At 70.3% G+C, this 13,736-nt stretch carries 13 protein-coding genes; 6 read left to right on the forward strand and 7 right to left on the reverse strand.

Features of this window, described 5'->3' with window-relative positions; translation table 11 throughout:
• Positions 1 to 115 precede the first annotated feature (115 nt).
• The gene (locus tag F4X11_19935; protein ID MYN67268.1) at positions 116 to 1,591 is read left to right on the forward strand and encodes a hypothetical protein; all 1,476 of its coding nucleotides are present in this window, start codon (positions 116 to 118) and stop codon (positions 1,589 to 1,591) included.
• A gap of 97 nt (positions 1,592 to 1,688) precedes the next feature.
• Here the strand turns inward: F4X11_19935 and F4X11_19940 are convergent, their stop codons facing one another.
• On the reverse strand, positions 1,689 to 3,917 hold the full coding sequence (locus F4X11_19940) for a carboxypeptidase regulatory-like domain-containing protein (protein ID MYN67269.1): 2,229 nt from the start codon (positions 3,915 to 3,917) through the stop codon (positions 1,689 to 1,691).
• Between the two features lie 315 nt (positions 3,918 to 4,232).
• Here F4X11_19940 and F4X11_19945 point away from each other — a divergent pair, with 315 nt between their 5' ends.
• The 3 genes from F4X11_19945 to F4X11_19955 all read left to right on the forward strand — a co-directional run bounded on the left by F4X11_19945 (position 4,233) and on the right by F4X11_19955 (position 5,633).
• A complete protein-coding gene (locus tag F4X11_19945) occupies positions 4,233 to 4,673 on the forward strand; it encodes a PIN domain-containing protein (protein MYN67270.1) in 441 nt (146 codons plus the stop codon).
• 116 nt (positions 4,674 to 4,789) lie between these two features.
• Complete coding sequence (locus F4X11_19950; protein MYN67271.1) at positions 4,790 to 5,365, forward strand: hypothetical protein; 576 nt, start codon at positions 4,790 to 4,792, stop codon at positions 5,363 to 5,365.
• A gap of 25 nt (positions 5,366 to 5,390) precedes the next feature.
• On the forward strand, positions 5,391 to 5,633 hold the full coding sequence (locus F4X11_19955) for a type II toxin-antitoxin system HicA family toxin (GenBank protein ID MYN67272.1): 243 nt from the start codon (positions 5,391 to 5,393) through the stop codon (positions 5,631 to 5,633).
• A gap of 8 nt (positions 5,634 to 5,641) precedes the next feature.
• Here F4X11_19955 and F4X11_19960 read toward each other — a convergent pair whose 3' ends face one another.
• The 3 genes from F4X11_19960 to F4X11_19970 all read right to left on the reverse strand — a co-directional run bounded on the left by F4X11_19960 (position 5,642) and on the right by F4X11_19970 (position 9,729).
• A complete protein-coding gene (locus F4X11_19960; protein ID MYN67273.1) occupies positions 5,642 to 6,922 on the reverse strand; it encodes a quinoprotein dehydrogenase-associated putative ABC transporter substrate-binding protein in 1,281 nt (426 codons plus the stop codon).
• A 16-nt stretch (positions 6,923 to 6,938) separates the two neighbouring features.
• Positions 6,939 to 8,726: a PQQ-dependent dehydrogenase, methanol/ethanol family gene (locus F4X11_19965; protein ID MYN67274.1), complete on the reverse strand. Its 1,788-nt coding sequence runs from the start codon at positions 8,724 to 8,726 to the stop codon at positions 6,939 to 6,941.
• Between the two features lie 163 nt (positions 8,727 to 8,889).
• A complete protein-coding gene (locus F4X11_19970) occupies positions 8,890 to 9,729 on the reverse strand; it encodes a sel1 repeat family protein (GenBank protein MYN67275.1) in 840 nt (279 codons plus the stop codon).
• An 86-nt stretch (positions 9,730 to 9,815) separates the two neighbouring features.
• Between F4X11_19970 and F4X11_19975 the strand changes: the two genes are divergently transcribed.
• On the forward strand, positions 9,816 to 9,995 hold the full coding sequence (locus tag F4X11_19975) for a hypothetical protein (protein ID MYN67276.1): 180 nt from the start codon (positions 9,816 to 9,818) through the stop codon (positions 9,993 to 9,995).
• Here the strand turns inward: F4X11_19975 and F4X11_19980 are convergent.
• The 3 genes from F4X11_19980 to F4X11_19990 form a co-directional block, all read right to left on the reverse strand.
• Positions 9,992 to 10,636, reverse strand: coding sequence for a hypothetical protein (locus F4X11_19980; protein MYN67277.1), 645 nt, complete (start codon positions 10,634 to 10,636; stop codon positions 9,992 to 9,994). The two genes, F4X11_19975 and F4X11_19980, sit on opposite strands and share 4 nt — an antisense overlap.
• An 87-nt stretch (positions 10,637 to 10,723) precedes the next feature.
• On the reverse strand, positions 10,724 to 11,296 hold the full coding sequence (gene fabZ, locus F4X11_19985; protein MYN67278.1) for a 3-hydroxyacyl-ACP dehydratase FabZ: 573 nt from the start codon (positions 11,294 to 11,296) through the stop codon (positions 10,724 to 10,726).
• A gap of 236 nt (positions 11,297 to 11,532) precedes the next feature.
• Positions 11,533 to 12,717: a hypothetical protein gene (locus tag F4X11_19990; GenBank protein ID MYN67279.1), complete on the reverse strand. Its 1,185-nt coding sequence runs from the start codon at positions 12,715 to 12,717 to the stop codon at positions 11,533 to 11,535.
• Positions 12,718 to 12,819: 102 nt separating this feature from the next.
• Here F4X11_19990 and F4X11_19995 point away from each other — a divergent pair.
• On the forward strand, positions 12,820 to 13,736 hold a 917-nt coding region (locus tag F4X11_19995), incomplete at its 3' end, for a diacylglycerol kinase family lipid kinase (protein MYN67280.1).

A 13,736-nucleotide genomic window follows, 5' to 3' on the forward strand; every position in this document is an offset into this window, starting at 1 on the left:
GAGCCTACCCCCTGTCCTGTCGTTCACGACCGCGCCGCCCACGTCCGATCGGAGCGGGGGCGGTTATCCGTGTACTCTAACTTCATGCGGGGCTTCGCGCACGCAAGTAGGCGTCATGAGCGCCGCTGACGGGCTGACGACCGGCCGGCGGGCATTCGTGTTGCGGGTGATCGCCGGGCCGGCCGCTTTCGCCGCCGTCCGCGCCGTGCCGCTGGCCGGCCTCGGGCCCGAGGCGCACTTCACGCTCGCCGTTTACGGCTGGACCCTGGCGTGGTGGGCGACCGTCCCGGTGCCGTGGGCGGTCACCGCCTTTCTGCCGTTCGTGCTCCTGCCCGCCGGCGGCGCGATGCCTTTCGCCGACGTGGCCGGCCTGTACGGGCAGACGATCCTGCCCTTCCTGGTGGGCGTCATGCTCGTCGGGCACGCGCTGCGGAAGCACGGCCTGGCCGTCAGGATCTCGCTGGCGATTCTGAGCATCCCCGGCGTGGGACGGTCCAGCGGCAGCCTGCTGTTCGTGCTGCTGATCGCGTCCACGGTCATATCCGCGCTGGTCAACGACCTGGCCGTCATCGTGACGATGACGCCGATTGCGCTGTCGCTGACGCGGTCCGCGGTCGCCGCGCTCGACGCCGGCGAGTCGCGGCCGCCCGCCACCGGGGCGCCGCGCATGGACGCGGCGGCGAGTCTGGCGGTTCTGTACGGCGCGTCCGCCGGCGGGCTGGCAACCCCCGGGGGCAGTGTGTTCAACCCGCTGACCCTCGCGGTGCTGGAGCGGACGACCAGCTACAGCGTCAGCTTCGCGCAGTGGACATCGACCGGTGTCTTTCTGGCCGCGGCCCACGTTCCCATCTGCTACCTGGCCCTGAAGTGGATGGTGCCGCCCGAAGTGCAGGCCCTTCCCGATCGACGTTCCCACATTCGCCGGCAACGCGAGCAATTGGGTCCGCTGAGCCGCGGAGAGAAGAACGTCCTGTCGGCATTGACCGTGATGCTGGTCCTGTGGATGCTGCCAACCTTCGTCACCACGGAGTTCCTCGGCATCTGGTACGCGCCTCCCACAGCGATGGTGTTTCTCTACCTGCTCCCGGTGGACGCGAAGCGCGGCGAGATGACCCTCGACCGCAAGGACTTTCAGGAAGGCGTCCCCTGGAACGTGCTGTTTCTGGTAGTCGGCGGCATGGCGCTGGTCAGCGGATTGACCCGACTGGGGGTGACCGACTGGATTGGGACCGCGTTCACGGCGAGCGTCGCGGGGACGGCGTTGCCGTGGCTGGCCGGTCTGGTCTCGACGGTGGTGACGCAACTGGCCAGCGGCACGGCGACGACGCTGATGGTCTCCTCGACGCTGTTTCCGATTGCGGAGGCGCTCGAATACAACGCCGCGGTTCTAGCCCGGATCATCGCCGGCACGGCCCATTCCCTGGTGCTGCCCTGGTCCGCCCCGACGGCGGCGGCGACGTTCGCCGCAGGCGCCGTCGGATTCGGAACGATGTTCCGGACGGGCATGGTGGCGACCGTCCTGACGTCGATCGCCATAGTCGTGCTGAGCACGATCCTGGTGCCGGCGTTCGGGGCGTTTACCTTACGGTGAACGCGGGTCCAACATCACCGGTTCGCGGATCACCGCCTGATTCGAGCGCTGCGCCTGATTGGAACGCCTCACCAGGACCCACGCGCCGGGGCGTGCGTCAGTTCGCCAGCGGGTGCGGCCGGAACTGGAACTTCACGAGAATCGGCTTCGAGATCGACCGGTACTCGCCGTTCTCGACGGCGAATCCGTCCTCGGCGTGCCAGACGGTGTCGGACCCGGTCGACGAATAGACGCCGCGTCCCTTCCAGCCGGCGTCCGGATCGTCGATGCGGCCGTCGAGGCCCCGCGGGTGGAAGCCGGCCAGCGGATAGGGCACGCGCATGACCACCGTCTCGCCGGTCTCCGGCAGCAGCGCCACCAGCGAGTCCGAGCCCGTGCCGGTGGCGATCGGCACGTTTTCGCCGAGTCCCAGCGTGTCGAACTGGTCGACCCAGTTGTAGTAGTTGTAGTCGGCGCGGACGTCGGTTCCCTTGAAGACGGGGCCCGGCAGCGGATGCAGCGTCCACCCTTCCGCGCAGTGCCGGCCGGTGTGCGCCGCCGGCCCGGTCAGCGGCCCGCACTTGCTGTGGTCGAAGCTCGCGAGATGGTTCGTCCCCGACAGCGCCGTCCAGAGGACGCCGTTGCGGTCCACGTCGAGGCCGCGCGGCATGAAGCCGCGCTCGCCGCCCGCCTCCACGTCCCAGCGCTCGGAGGGAACCTCGAACACCTCGGCGATGCAGCTCTCCGGCGGATCGTCGCCGACCACCAGCCGCACGATCCGGCCGGGATAGGAATCCTGCGCGCCCCAGACCGACCCGTCGACCGGGTTGACGATGATTCCATACGCACCGACCGCGACGCGCGTATCCAGCGTCGGATCGAAGTCGTAGGTGCTACGGGTGGCATCCTCCTCGAAGCGGGCGCCGCCGATGACGGACGGCTCGTTCCACGGCTTCGTGATGCGGCCGTCGCCGTTGGTGTCCACCACGGTCGGGCACCAGCCCTGCGCCAGCCTCGCGTCGCCGGTCTCGTGGAAGAGCTTCGTGTCGACCCAGCCGAACACGTCGCTGTTGGGCCGGCTGAGGAACAGGGTCTCGTTCTCGTCGAACCCGAACTGCAGGTGGTGGCTGCCGAAGCAGGTGTCCACCATCGTGAATTCCTCGGTCTCGGGGTCGTAGTAGCTGACGTTGCGGCCCGACCGCGTCACCGGGAAGTACCGCGCGTACGGGTTGTCGGAGCCCTCCAGGCACCAGTCCGGCTGGTTCTCCGGGGGACGCAGCGTCGCCGTGTACCAGACCCGGCCCCGGCTGTCGAGCATCGGGTTGTGGATGCTGGCCGGGTTGAAGCGGGCCAGATCCGCCAGCCGTGACGCGGGGTAGCCCGACTGGGCGTACGACGCCCGCATCGTCGAGCGGTCCGCCAGGGTCGGGATGCGCACCATCGTCGCCGTGTGGGTGTTCGGATCGAGGATGGCGAGGTTGTCGTTGGCGATGTCCACGCCGTAGATCGGGCCGTTGGCGTTCACGGTGGGGTTGCGCTTGTCGGTGGACGCCTCGTCGTGAATCTTGCCCATCTCGTCGGTCCACTCCCACTGGGTGAGGACCAAGTTGCGCTCGACCCCCTCCGGGCGCGGCGGCGCAGGCGGCGCCTCGCCGGTCGCGATGCGGTCGCTCCAGTCGGCGAACATCGCCAGCCCGCGCTCGCGCCCGAAGCGCGACATCCACATGCTCATCTCGGCCCCGCGCTGGCCCATCCGCACCCGTTCGTCCCAGGCGTCGACGGCCGAGTCGTACTCCTCGGCATTCGGGTGCCCGCGCGTGAACTCGCCGCCGACCTGGTGGCAGCGCAGGCAGGCCTTCACGTTGTAGAGGTACTCGTCGCGCGTCCGGAGCTGCTCGCTGATGCCGTTGCCGTCGGGGCCGGTGCCCGGGAACTCGTCCGCCTCGGGCGGCTCGATCAGCGACAGCCAGTGGGCGGCCGGATAGATCGCCGCGGCTTCCTGCGGGGTCTGCGCGGCGGTGGCGGTCAAGCGCACGTCCTCACCGGGCGCCGCCGTCACGGGCGTCGAGTCGACCAGCCCATAGCCGCGGACCCAGACCGAGTAGGTCGCTTCCGGGAGCTCCGGGACCAGGAACCGCCCTTCGTCGTCGGTGACCACGATCTTGCGGAACTTCGTCGGCAGGTCACCGGTCTCGGCGATGACCCAGACGCCGGCTTCCGGACCCGCGCTGCTGGAGACGACGCCGGCGATGGTCGAGCGAGCGCCTTCCTGTGCGCCCACCACGAGCCCCGCGGTCCCCAACGCCAGGAGCATCGCAACCGTCAGCCGTTCGAGTCTTCGTCGCATCGTGATCTCCCGCGGTCCCTTCCGGCCTGCCTGACCGAACCGCTCGTGCCGACGATGACCGTTCGGGGGGTTGGCGTCAAGGGGTCGGTGCAGCAAGCGTTCTCTGGCGGAGACCATGCGGCGCGCCGCCGAACAGTTCCTGGCCCGGCATCCCGTCGTCACGCCATCGTCGACGCCGTGGCGGCCACCGGTATCGGACACGGTCGGCTGGCGCGGACTGAGTCACGAAGCGCTCCGGGAGGCTGCACTCGACGACCTCGAGGCGCGGACGGTCGAGGCGCTTCGAGAGACCACACACCCGGCGAGGCGTCGGCGGTGACGTCGTTCGACACCAACGTCCTGCTCTTCGCCTTCAGCCGGGCCAGTCCCTGCCACGACCGGGCCCGCGTCTTTCTGGAAGACCTGACCCGCCGCGACGATGTCGCCGTCTCGGAGCTGGTGCTGGTGGAGTTCTATGCGCTGCTGAGGAATCCCGCAGTGCTCCTCCGCCCGCTGCAGGCCGCCGCGGCGGTCGAGGTCGTGCAGAGGTACCGCCGCCATCCGCGGTGGATGCTGGTCGGGTTCGACCCCGAGAGCACGGCGCTGCACGACGAGCTCTGGCGGCTGGCCGCCACGGCGCGCTTCGCCCGGCGCAGGATCCACGATGCACGCTTGGCCCTGTCGTTACGGCGACAGGGCGTCACGGAATTCGCCACGGCCAACGTGAAGGACTTCGGCGGCTTCGGCTTCGATCGGGTCTGGAGCCCGGTGGAATGACATTCGGCCGGAGCCGGCCTGCGGCGCCAGGCCGCTACCACGCGCGCGAATGATTTACATTTGATAAATTTAATCGACCACGTGCAAATCGATCATCGGCGAGTGAAGGAGAGTCGGTGACACGCAAGGAGTCGGTGCAGAAGCAGGTGCTCGCCGCGGCGCTGCGCCTCTGCGAAACCAGGGACGACTGGACGTTCACCCCCGCGGAGATCGTGCGTTCGTTGCCGGGCGTGAACGAGGCCACCGTGCGCACGGAGGTCACCGGACGGTGCTGCGTGAACGCGCCCGACCATCACGCACGGCGCTGGCCGTACTTCCGCCGCGTCGACCGTGGCCGCTACCGGATCGAACCCGCGTTCCGCGAGCGCCCGCCGGCATCCGACGGCTCGCGATACGCCGGCGTACGACGTGCCGCGGTACCGCGGGCCGCCGAATCCGCGCCGGCGTACGGCGAAGAGACCGTCGAGACTCGCAACACGATTCACGCGGTGGTGACAGAGAGCCAGGGATGGTACGTCGCCGAGTGCCTGGAGCTCGCGGTTGTCACCCAGGCGCGGTCGTTCGACGATCTGCTCGTGAACCTTCGCGACGCGCTGGCGTTGCACATGGAAGGCGAGGACCCCGCCCGGCTCGGCGTGTCGTCCGCACCGCGCCTGTCGGTGAGCTACGAAACGGCGCCCCTCGGGGTCTGACGCCGGGTTGCTCAACTGGCCGCCCATGCCGCGCCTGCGACGGCTCTCGTCCCGCGACGTGCTGCGCATCCTCCACCGGTTCGGTTTCGAGGTCTTTACGCAACGGGGCAGCCACGCCAAGCTGGTGCGAGTCTCGGCGGGCGAGCGCCAGATCCTGATCGTTCCCCTGCACCGGAATTTGGCGACGGGCACCTTGCAGGCCATCTACCGGCAGGCGGCGCGCCTTGTGCCCTCGGTCGATCTGCGGCGTGCGTTCTTCCTCGATTGAGGGAATGGCTACCAGTCGATCCGGCCGGGGTCGCCGGCGTAGACCGAGCGGATGAACGCCAGGATCTGCCAGACTTCCTCGTCCTCGAGCACGCTGTAGACGGTCGGCATCGTCTGCTCGGGGATCTCGCCCTTGATGAGCCGGAACAGCACGTCGTCGTCGCTGCCGAACGTCCAGGCGTCGTCGATGACGGAGGTGGCCATCCCGCCGCCGCCCCCGCCGCCGTGGCAGCCCTGACAGCCGACCTGGAAGTACAGCGTCCTGCCCTCCGCGGCCATGTCCGCGTTGCCGGTGAACGGGTTCAGCTTCCGCGGCCCGGGGGTCGGCGGCGGATCCGCGGCCGCCGCCGCAGATGGCGGCTCAAGCTGCGCCGCCTCCTCCGGTGCGGCCTCGGCGTTCGGGTCCGCGGCGCCGGAAGCGCCGGCAGCGGGGGAGGCGGCGGCGCCCCCGCCGGCAGGAACGAGCGGCACGCCGTACTCCTCCAGAATCGCCAGAATCTCCGTCCGCCGCCGGTCGATCGCCGTCTCCAGCCGGTCCTTCAACGCCTCGTTGCCCTTCGCGACGCCCATCGAAATGTCGAAGGACAAGGGCACCCCCGGCTCGTCCTCCAGCGGGACCAGCTCGAGCGGCGCGCCCGACGTCGCGGCGGCGTAGCCGGCCAGGGGACCCCACGCGACGGCGACGTCCACCGTTCCCGCCGCCAGGTCGTCGAGCAGCTTCCGGGGACGGTCCCGATCGCCCCGCGGGTCGAAGAACAGCGAGTAGGTCGAGACGTTGTCGAGCAGGCCGCGCCGCGCGAGGCTCTCCTCGGGCGGCGTGTTCACGTGGACGCCGATGCGAAGCTCTTGCAGTCCCGGCGCGTCCAGCGACGGGAGGTCGTAACCCCGGTCGCCGCGGTAGGCCATGACGTAGGCCGAGCGGTAGTACGGCCTCGTCCACAGGACGAAGTCGAGACCTTCGGGAACCCCGAAGATGACGTCGCAGGTCCCCGCGTCGATGGTGTTCCGGACGAGCCCCCGCTGGTGGGGCCACCAGGCGTAGACGGGCGTGGCGCCGAGCTCGGCGGCGACCACGGCGGCGATTCTGTTCTCGAACCCCTCGAGCCGTTCGTTCGAGTACGGCAGGTTGTCGGGGTCGCCGCAGACGCGCAGCTCCGGCGACTGCGCGAACACGGCGCTGGTCGACGGCGCCAGCGCCACCGACAGCGCAAGCGCCGCCGGCAGCGCACAGGCTCCGACCGCGGCGACAACCCTCCCGGCGGCGATGACGCTCCTGAAGGAACGGGTCACGGCAATCTCCGTGCGCCTACTCGAGCGCGAAGACGTGCAACGTGCCGCCCACGGAGGTCACCCTGTCGAGCCCCGAGTCGTAGGCGGCGCCGACCGCACCGAGCGCCCCGAGCGGATCCTCGCGCGAGAGGTCCGCCGCGACCGGGAGGCCGAACCACCCGCCGATTCCGGAATAGATCGCGACGTACTGCTTCCCGTCCGGCGCCCGGAACGTCATGGGGTTGCCGATCGAGCCCGACGGCAGCCGCGAGCTCCACAGGATCTCTCCGCTCCTCGCGTCGACGGCCTTGAACCAGCGGTCCATGGTCCCGTAGAAGACCACGTCGCCGGCCGTGACCAGCGTGCCGGTCCATACCGGAAACGGCTCGGTGATCCCCCAGACCTTCTCGGCGGCGGCCGGATCCCAGGCCATGAACTCGCCCTGGTAGCCGCCCGGACCGGCGAAGATCCGCACGTTCGCGCCGACGTACGGGGCGCCGGCGATGTAGCGCACCTCGAAGCCCTCGTAGTTCATGCACAGGTTGTTCGTGCCGGCGTAGATCAGGCTGGTGCGGGGCGAGAACGACACGGGCTGCTGGTTCTTGGCGCCCATCGCGGAGGGGCAGATGTCCAGGGTGTTCACGCCCTGCCGGGTGCGCTTCTCGGGAACCTCCACGGGGCGGCCGGTCTCCAGATCGATGCGTTCGGCCCAGTTCGTGTGCTCCACGAACTTCTCTGCCGACAGCAGCGTGCCGTCCGCGCGGTCGAGCACGTAGGCGAAGCCGTTGCGGTCGAAGTGCACGAGCGCCTTCACGTCCCGCCCGCCGATGTTCAGATCGAGCAGCACGTGCTCGTTGATGCCGTCGTAGTCCCAGGCGTCCCACGGCGTCATCTGGTAGGCCCACTTCGCCAGGCCGGTATCGGGATCGCGGGCGAAGATGGTCATCGACCACTTGTTGTCGCCCTCGCGCGGGGTCGGATTCCACGTCCCGGGGTTGCCCGTGGAGTAATAGATCAGGTCGAGCTCGGGGTCGTAGGCATACCAGCCCCACGTGGCGCCGCCGCCGTTCCGCCAGCGGTCTCCGGGCCACGTCTCGGTGCCGTCGCCGGGCCCGCCATGGTGGGGATTGGCCTCGTTGAAGTCGGGGGCCAGCATGACGTCCTCGTCCGGACCCATGCTGTAGGCCTTCCAGAGCTGCTCGCCCGACTCGACGGCATAGGCGGCCACCCAGCCACGGATGCCGAACTCGCCGCCGGAGACGCCCACGATGTACTTGTCCTTGACCACGAGGCCGGCCATCGTCATCGTCTCACCCCGCAGCGGGTCGGCGTTCCTGACGTTCCACAGCTCCTCGCCGCTCTCGGCGTCGAGCGCGATGACGTGTCCGTCGAGCGTCGTCATCAGGATCCGGCCCTCGACGTAGTTCACGCCGCGATGGACCAGGTCGCAGCAGGCGACCGGCACGGCGCGGTCGTCCTGCACGGGCGTGTACCGCCACTTGATGGGCCAGTCCTCCTCGGTGAGGTCGATGGCGTACACGTGGTTGGGGTACGCGCTGTGCACGTACATCGTCGAGTCCACGACCAGGGGCTGCCCCTCGTGGCCGCGCAGCGCACCCGTCGAGAACGACCACACCTGGGTGAGATTCGCGACGTTGTCCGCGGTTATGTCATCGAGCGAGCTGTAGCGCGTGGCCGAGTAGTTCTTCCCCGGCAACACCCACTGGTCGTCGTCGCTCTGCCGCGAGACCAGATCGTCGTTGGCGGCGAGCGCCAGCGGCAACCCCAGCGCCAGAACCGCGATGGCACAGATGCTTCGCTTCATGGCCGTTTCCCCTTCCCTGGGAGCCCGTGGCGCAAGCCCCGCTGCATTCGAGCGGCGATGCGTCCCGCCTGGGCTGCATTGCTCCTCTGTCGAGTACGCCCCTGCCGGACGATTCGTGCCGAGAATGGCCGTTCGGGGGACTGGCGTCAAGGACTATTCGAAATCACCGGGCCGCACGCGCCGGCCTCCACTCCCGTGCGCGGCGCCGGGCTTCGGCGAGCTCGGCCGGGGTCATCTTCCGCTCGGCCCGGACCCGCCCCTGCATCGCGCCGTCGCGCACGGCGCCGGTACCGTGACGCGACGCCAGGATCAGCCACATGTAGGCGCGCACGTAATCCTGCGGAACGGTCCGACCCTCGGCGTCCGCGGGGCCGGAACCGTTCCCCGGCGTCCCCGGTTCGCTCGCCGCCAGTCCATCCGCGGGCACGGCCTCGGCGTGGCTCCCGGGAAGGTCGAGGCCGTCGCCGTACATGAAGCCCAGGTTGTATTGCGCCAGCGCATGTCTCTGCTCGGCCGCGAGCGTCCACCACCGCACCGCCTCGGGGCCGTTGGGTGCGACGCCATCGCCGCGGGCGTACATGCCCGCCAGGTTGTTCTGGGCGTCGGCGTCGCCCTGCTCCGCCGCGCGTCGATACCAGCGGATGGCGCGCCCATCGTCCTGCGGCACGCCGCGCCCTTCGCGGTAGTGGAAGCCCAGGTTGAACTGCGCCGCCGCGTGACCCTGCTCGGCCGCCGCCCGGAACCAGCCGGCGGCCGCCGCGTCGTCCTGCAGCACGCCCTCGCCGCGCCGGTACGTGAATCCGAGCGAGGCCTGCGCTTCCGCCTCGCCCCGCCGGGCCTGCGCGTGCAGGTCGACCAGCTCGGCCGAAAGCACCGGGGCCGGGGCCTCACCGACACTCGTGCTCGCAGCGACAACGATGGCCGCAAGAACGATGACACGCATCCGGAGCTCGGGCATCCTCGTCCTCAGAGAACCACGCCCACACCCAACACGAATCCGCATCCTACCGCGATCTGCGTTCGGCCGCGACTTCGCAGCCTTCCCTCAACGACCCGGATGCAGCCGCTTTCCCCGGGATGCACGCCGCCGTGCGCCTGACGTCAAAGCGTGGCTGTATCAATGGCCGGCGGCACCCGGACGGGGCGTGGGTGCTCTTCGCGTCGGACCGCGACGGCGCGGAGACGCTGTGGCTGATGGACGTCGAGTCGCAGGTGACCCGGCAACGGCGCCTGTTCGACGCCGACACGTGGCAGCGCGAGGCCTGCTAGTTGGCCGGGGCAGGCGGCAGCGGGGTCGGGGTCTGCCGCTCGTAGGCGGCGTACGTGGACTCGACGGCGGTCCGGACATCCTCTACCCGAGCGCCGGACGCCCGCAGCCGCATCGCGTGACGCGCGACGTCGATGCACACGATGCAGGCCATTCCGTGGGTGTCCCACTCGCGCACGCTGCCGTCCGGATTGCGCGACTGCACGAAACAGTCCGAGTTGCGCTTGTGGCCGCGAGTCTCGCACCCGCAGTAGCACGGCACGTAGTCGAGCACGTCGGGATTCTGCGCGGCGAAGATGTACGCGTCCCGGATGTCCTGCGGCGAACGGGGCACGAGATTCGACACCAGGGGCAGCGGCGGCAACGGCGCGTCGGCCGCCGGGATCGGCGTCGGCTCGCCCGCCGGCGGGGGAGCTGGACGCTCCGAGTTCGCGACGCTCTCGTCGCCGGTCTCGGACGCGGCGGAGGCCAGCTCGCCGTCCGGGGAGCCCGGGGTGTCGCTGCTCGACGGAAGCAGCACCAGCGCGGCCGCTACGGCCACTATCAGCAGACCGCCGATCAGGATCCAGGGAGGTCCGCCGCTTGCCGGCTCCGACTGCGGAACCGGCGCCTTCGACACACGTGATCTCTTGCGCCCACCCATGCCTGATTCTAGGAGATTCGCGCCGCAGAACGCAACGCGGTTGCGTGCCGAGGTCGCGCGGGCACGCGGTGCGGCGGCCCGGGTCGATCAGCGCGCGCCCAGCGCGAAGGTCATCGTCCCGTCGATGACGACGTCGTCGCCGACCCGCGCGAAGCCCTTCAAGCGACCCATCCGGCTCCGCAGCCGGACCACCTCGGCCTCGATCACGACCACGTCGCCCGGATGCACGGGCCGCAGGTAGCGGACGCGCTCGATGCCGGTGAAGAACGGCAGCTTCTGGCGGTTCTCGGACTTGGCGAGTATCAGTATGGCGCCGACCTGCGCTACCGCTTCGGTGAGAATCGTCGGCGGCAGGACCGGGGATCTACCGCGCCGGTCGGAGAGGTAGCGTTCGTTCAGGGATACGTTCTTGATGCCGACGATGCGCTTGTCGAGCTCGAACTCGGTGATGCGGTCGACCAGCAGAAAGGGATAGCGGTGCGGAAGGATGCGTTCAATCGCCGCGTTGTCGAGAGGAAGCGTCAGGCCCGTCGTCACGGGGGGAGTATATCGCCCGCCGCCCGTCCGCGGGAGGCACAGGCAGCGAAGAGGCCGCAACGGAGCGTCAGTGCCCAACGATACGGGATGCGGCGATGCCAGCGCCTGCCTGTGATGGTGCATCCCGCACGCTCCGTGCGGCCACCCTCCACTCAATCAAGACCCGTGCCGGTTTCGCGATTCGGGGGAAACCCCGAGAATCCGGCCGTGCCCGTGCGGGGTGCATCGTTCGAGCGTCCTGTTTAGCGACCGGGGGTGACCTCTCGAAGGGTCGCTGGCCCGACAATCGTCGCCTGCGGCTCCGATTGCCGCCCAACCGGGCCTGACTAGAAGTCTACGCCGTTCTACGGCGCAGACTCCTAGCCCGAGGGGTCGGCGGCAACGAGGGTGGCCAGTTGCGCGGCGATGATGGTCGCCGTCGACTGCACGGCGTCGCTGGTCTCCCACCCGTCGTTCACTTCCAGCGTCATGACCCCGGCGCGGTCCTCGGCAGAGGCGAGCGGGGCCACGAGCGCGCCGGGGGTGTCCGCGCCGCCCGAAACGACCTGCAGGCGTTCGTCGCGGTAGGCGGCCGCCGCCGCGTTGTCGCTGTCGCAGGGTATCGTGCCCAGCCGCGCCAGCGCCGCCGCCGGATAGCCGTGGGCGATGGCCGGCCGGAGCGCGTTGCCGGTCCCGTCGCGTACCCACACGATGACGCAGCTCGCGTTCAGCAGTTGCGCCGCCCGGGCGAGCAGGGGGGGCAATTCGGCCGCGTTCGCGGAGCGACCCAGATCCGTGCAGAGAGCCGCGGCAAGCCGCAGGTCCGGCGCGACGGAGGGGGACCGCGAAACGGATTCGGCCGCGGCTGGAGGTTCGCCTTGCCCGGGATCGAGGTCGAGGAACAGCCGTCCTTCCGGGGACGCCGGCTCCTGCACGCCCTCGGTTGCAGCATCCTTCGGCGCGTCGGGCGTCGCGGTCGGCCGCCCGGCCGGAAACGGGGAAACCAGGAGCGCGAACAGCACGCCGGCCCCCGCGGCCCCGCCGACCGCGACGAGTTGCAGTTGCCGCCGGCCGCTTGCCGCGGCGTCGACCGCCTCGCGCTCGATGCGTCGCGCGCGCTCGATCTCATCGGCGGCCGAGCGGCCCAGATCGGACCCGTCGGCAAAGATGAGATCCGACGCCATCAACTCCTGGCCCGCCGCCGCGTGGTCGCGAGCCCGCTCGTCCATGCGCAGCAGCGCTTCGATCAGGGAGGCCGCCTCGTCGAGGGCGGCGGCCGTGGCGGGCCGGGTGGACATCGAGGACAGGGTCGCCAGCTCGACCGCCAACTCCTCTATCCGCGCCGCGACGTCCGCGACCCAGTAGTCGCGGTCCTGGCCTGCGGCGACGTATGCCTGCTGGGCGGCGCGCAACTCGGCGAGCGACAGCCGGAGTCCCCACGCGCCGGCGTCGAAGGCGCGCCCCGCCTGCTGCGCCTCCGCGATCCGCTGGCCTGTGACAAAAGCGTAATAGCCTGCCGTGACGCTGACGCCGAGCACGGCGACGAGCGCCGCTCTGAGCCACATCCGGCGCATCGGTGGACCTACTATAGCACCGGCCCCGGGCAAGCAGTCCGGGTTGCGCCCGGCGGCCAGGCGCCGCGATCGACCGATACAGTAACCGTCACGATGACCGCAGGCATCATCATCAACCCGGCGGCGGGACCGCGGCGCCGGCCGCCGGCCGACGTGGCGGTCCGCCGCGCGCAGGCGGCGCTGCGGACGTGCTCGGTGGATGGCGAGGTGCGCGTCACGGAGCAGCGCGGGAACGCGACGGCGCTGGCCCGTTCGATGATCGCCGGCGGCGCGCGGACGATCGTGGCCTGGGGAGGCGACGGCACCATCAACGAGGTGGCGGCCGAGGTGGCCGCGGCGGGGGCGACGCTGGGTGTGGTGCCCGGCGGGTCCGGCAACGGGTTCGCGCGCGGGCTGGGCCTCGAGGGCCGCGCCGAGGCCGCCCTCCGCACGGCGATCTCGGGTTCGGTACGCGTAATCGACACGGGGAGCATCGACGGGCGGTTGTTCGTCAACGTCGCCGGCATCGGCTTCGATGCGCACATGGCGGCCGTGTTCAACCGGCTGTCGACGCGGGGTGCGCCGGCGTACTTCCGGGCGGGTGTCCGCGAGTTGCGCTCCTACCGGGCGGCCACCTACACCGTCCGCACCCCGGACGAGACCTTCACCATGCCCGCTTTCCTGGTGGCGGTCGCGAATTGCCGCGAGTACGGCAACGGCGCGCTGATCGCGCCCCGCGCGCGTCCCGACGACGGCGTGCTGGAGCTGGTCTGCATCCCGGCCCGGCGGTTGCCCTGGCTGTTGTGCCAGTCGTTCCGGCTCTTCACGGGCACTATCGACCGGCTGCCGGGGATTCGCCGCGTCTCCGCGACGGCCATCGAGCTGGCTGCCGACCGACCGCTCGCGTTTCACGTGGACGGCGAGGTGCACGCCGGGGGACGCTGCCTGCACGTCCGCGTCGACCGGGGCTCGCTTCGCGTGCGCGTGCCGCGGGCTCCCGAGGCTGGGAGCCTAGGCCGCAGGAGTTTCGC

The organism is Acidobacteriota bacterium (assembly GCA_009861545.1).
In the GTDB taxonomy this organism is placed as follows: domain Bacteria; phylum Acidobacteriota; class Vicinamibacteria; order Vicinamibacterales; family UBA8438; genus WTFV01.

Excerpts from the sequence above, each read along its gene's own strand:
- F4X11_19935 (MYN67268.1), top strand. The coding sequence starts at position 116 with ATGAGCGCCGCTGACGGGCTGACGACCGGCCGGCGGGCATTCGTGTTG.
- F4X11_19940 (MYN67269.1), bottom strand. The coding sequence starts at position 3,917 with ATGCGACGAAGACTCGAACGGCTGACGGTTGCGATGCTCCTGGCGTTG.
- F4X11_19955 (MYN67272.1), top strand. The coding sequence starts at position 5,391 with ATGCCGCGCCTGCGACGGCTCTCGTCCCGCGACGTGCTGCGCATCCTC.
- F4X11_19965 (MYN67274.1), bottom strand. The coding sequence starts at position 8,726 with ATGAAGCGAAGCATCTGTGCCATCGCGGTTCTGGCGCTGGGGTTGCCG.
- F4X11_19970 (MYN67275.1), bottom strand. The coding sequence starts at position 9,729 with ATGCGGATTCGTGTTGGGTGTGGGCGTGGTTCTCTGAGGACGAGGATG.
- F4X11_19980 (MYN67277.1), bottom strand. The coding sequence starts at position 10,636 with ATGGGTGGGCGCAAGAGATCACGTGTGTCGAAGGCGCCGGTTCCGCAG.
- fabZ (MYN67278.1), bottom strand. The coding sequence starts at position 11,296 with ATGCACCATCACAGGCAGGCGCTGGCATCGCCGCATCCCGTATCGTTG.
- F4X11_19990 (MYN67279.1), bottom strand. The coding sequence starts at position 12,717 with ATGTGGCTCAGAGCGGCGCTCGTCGCCGTGCTCGGCGTCAGCGTCACG.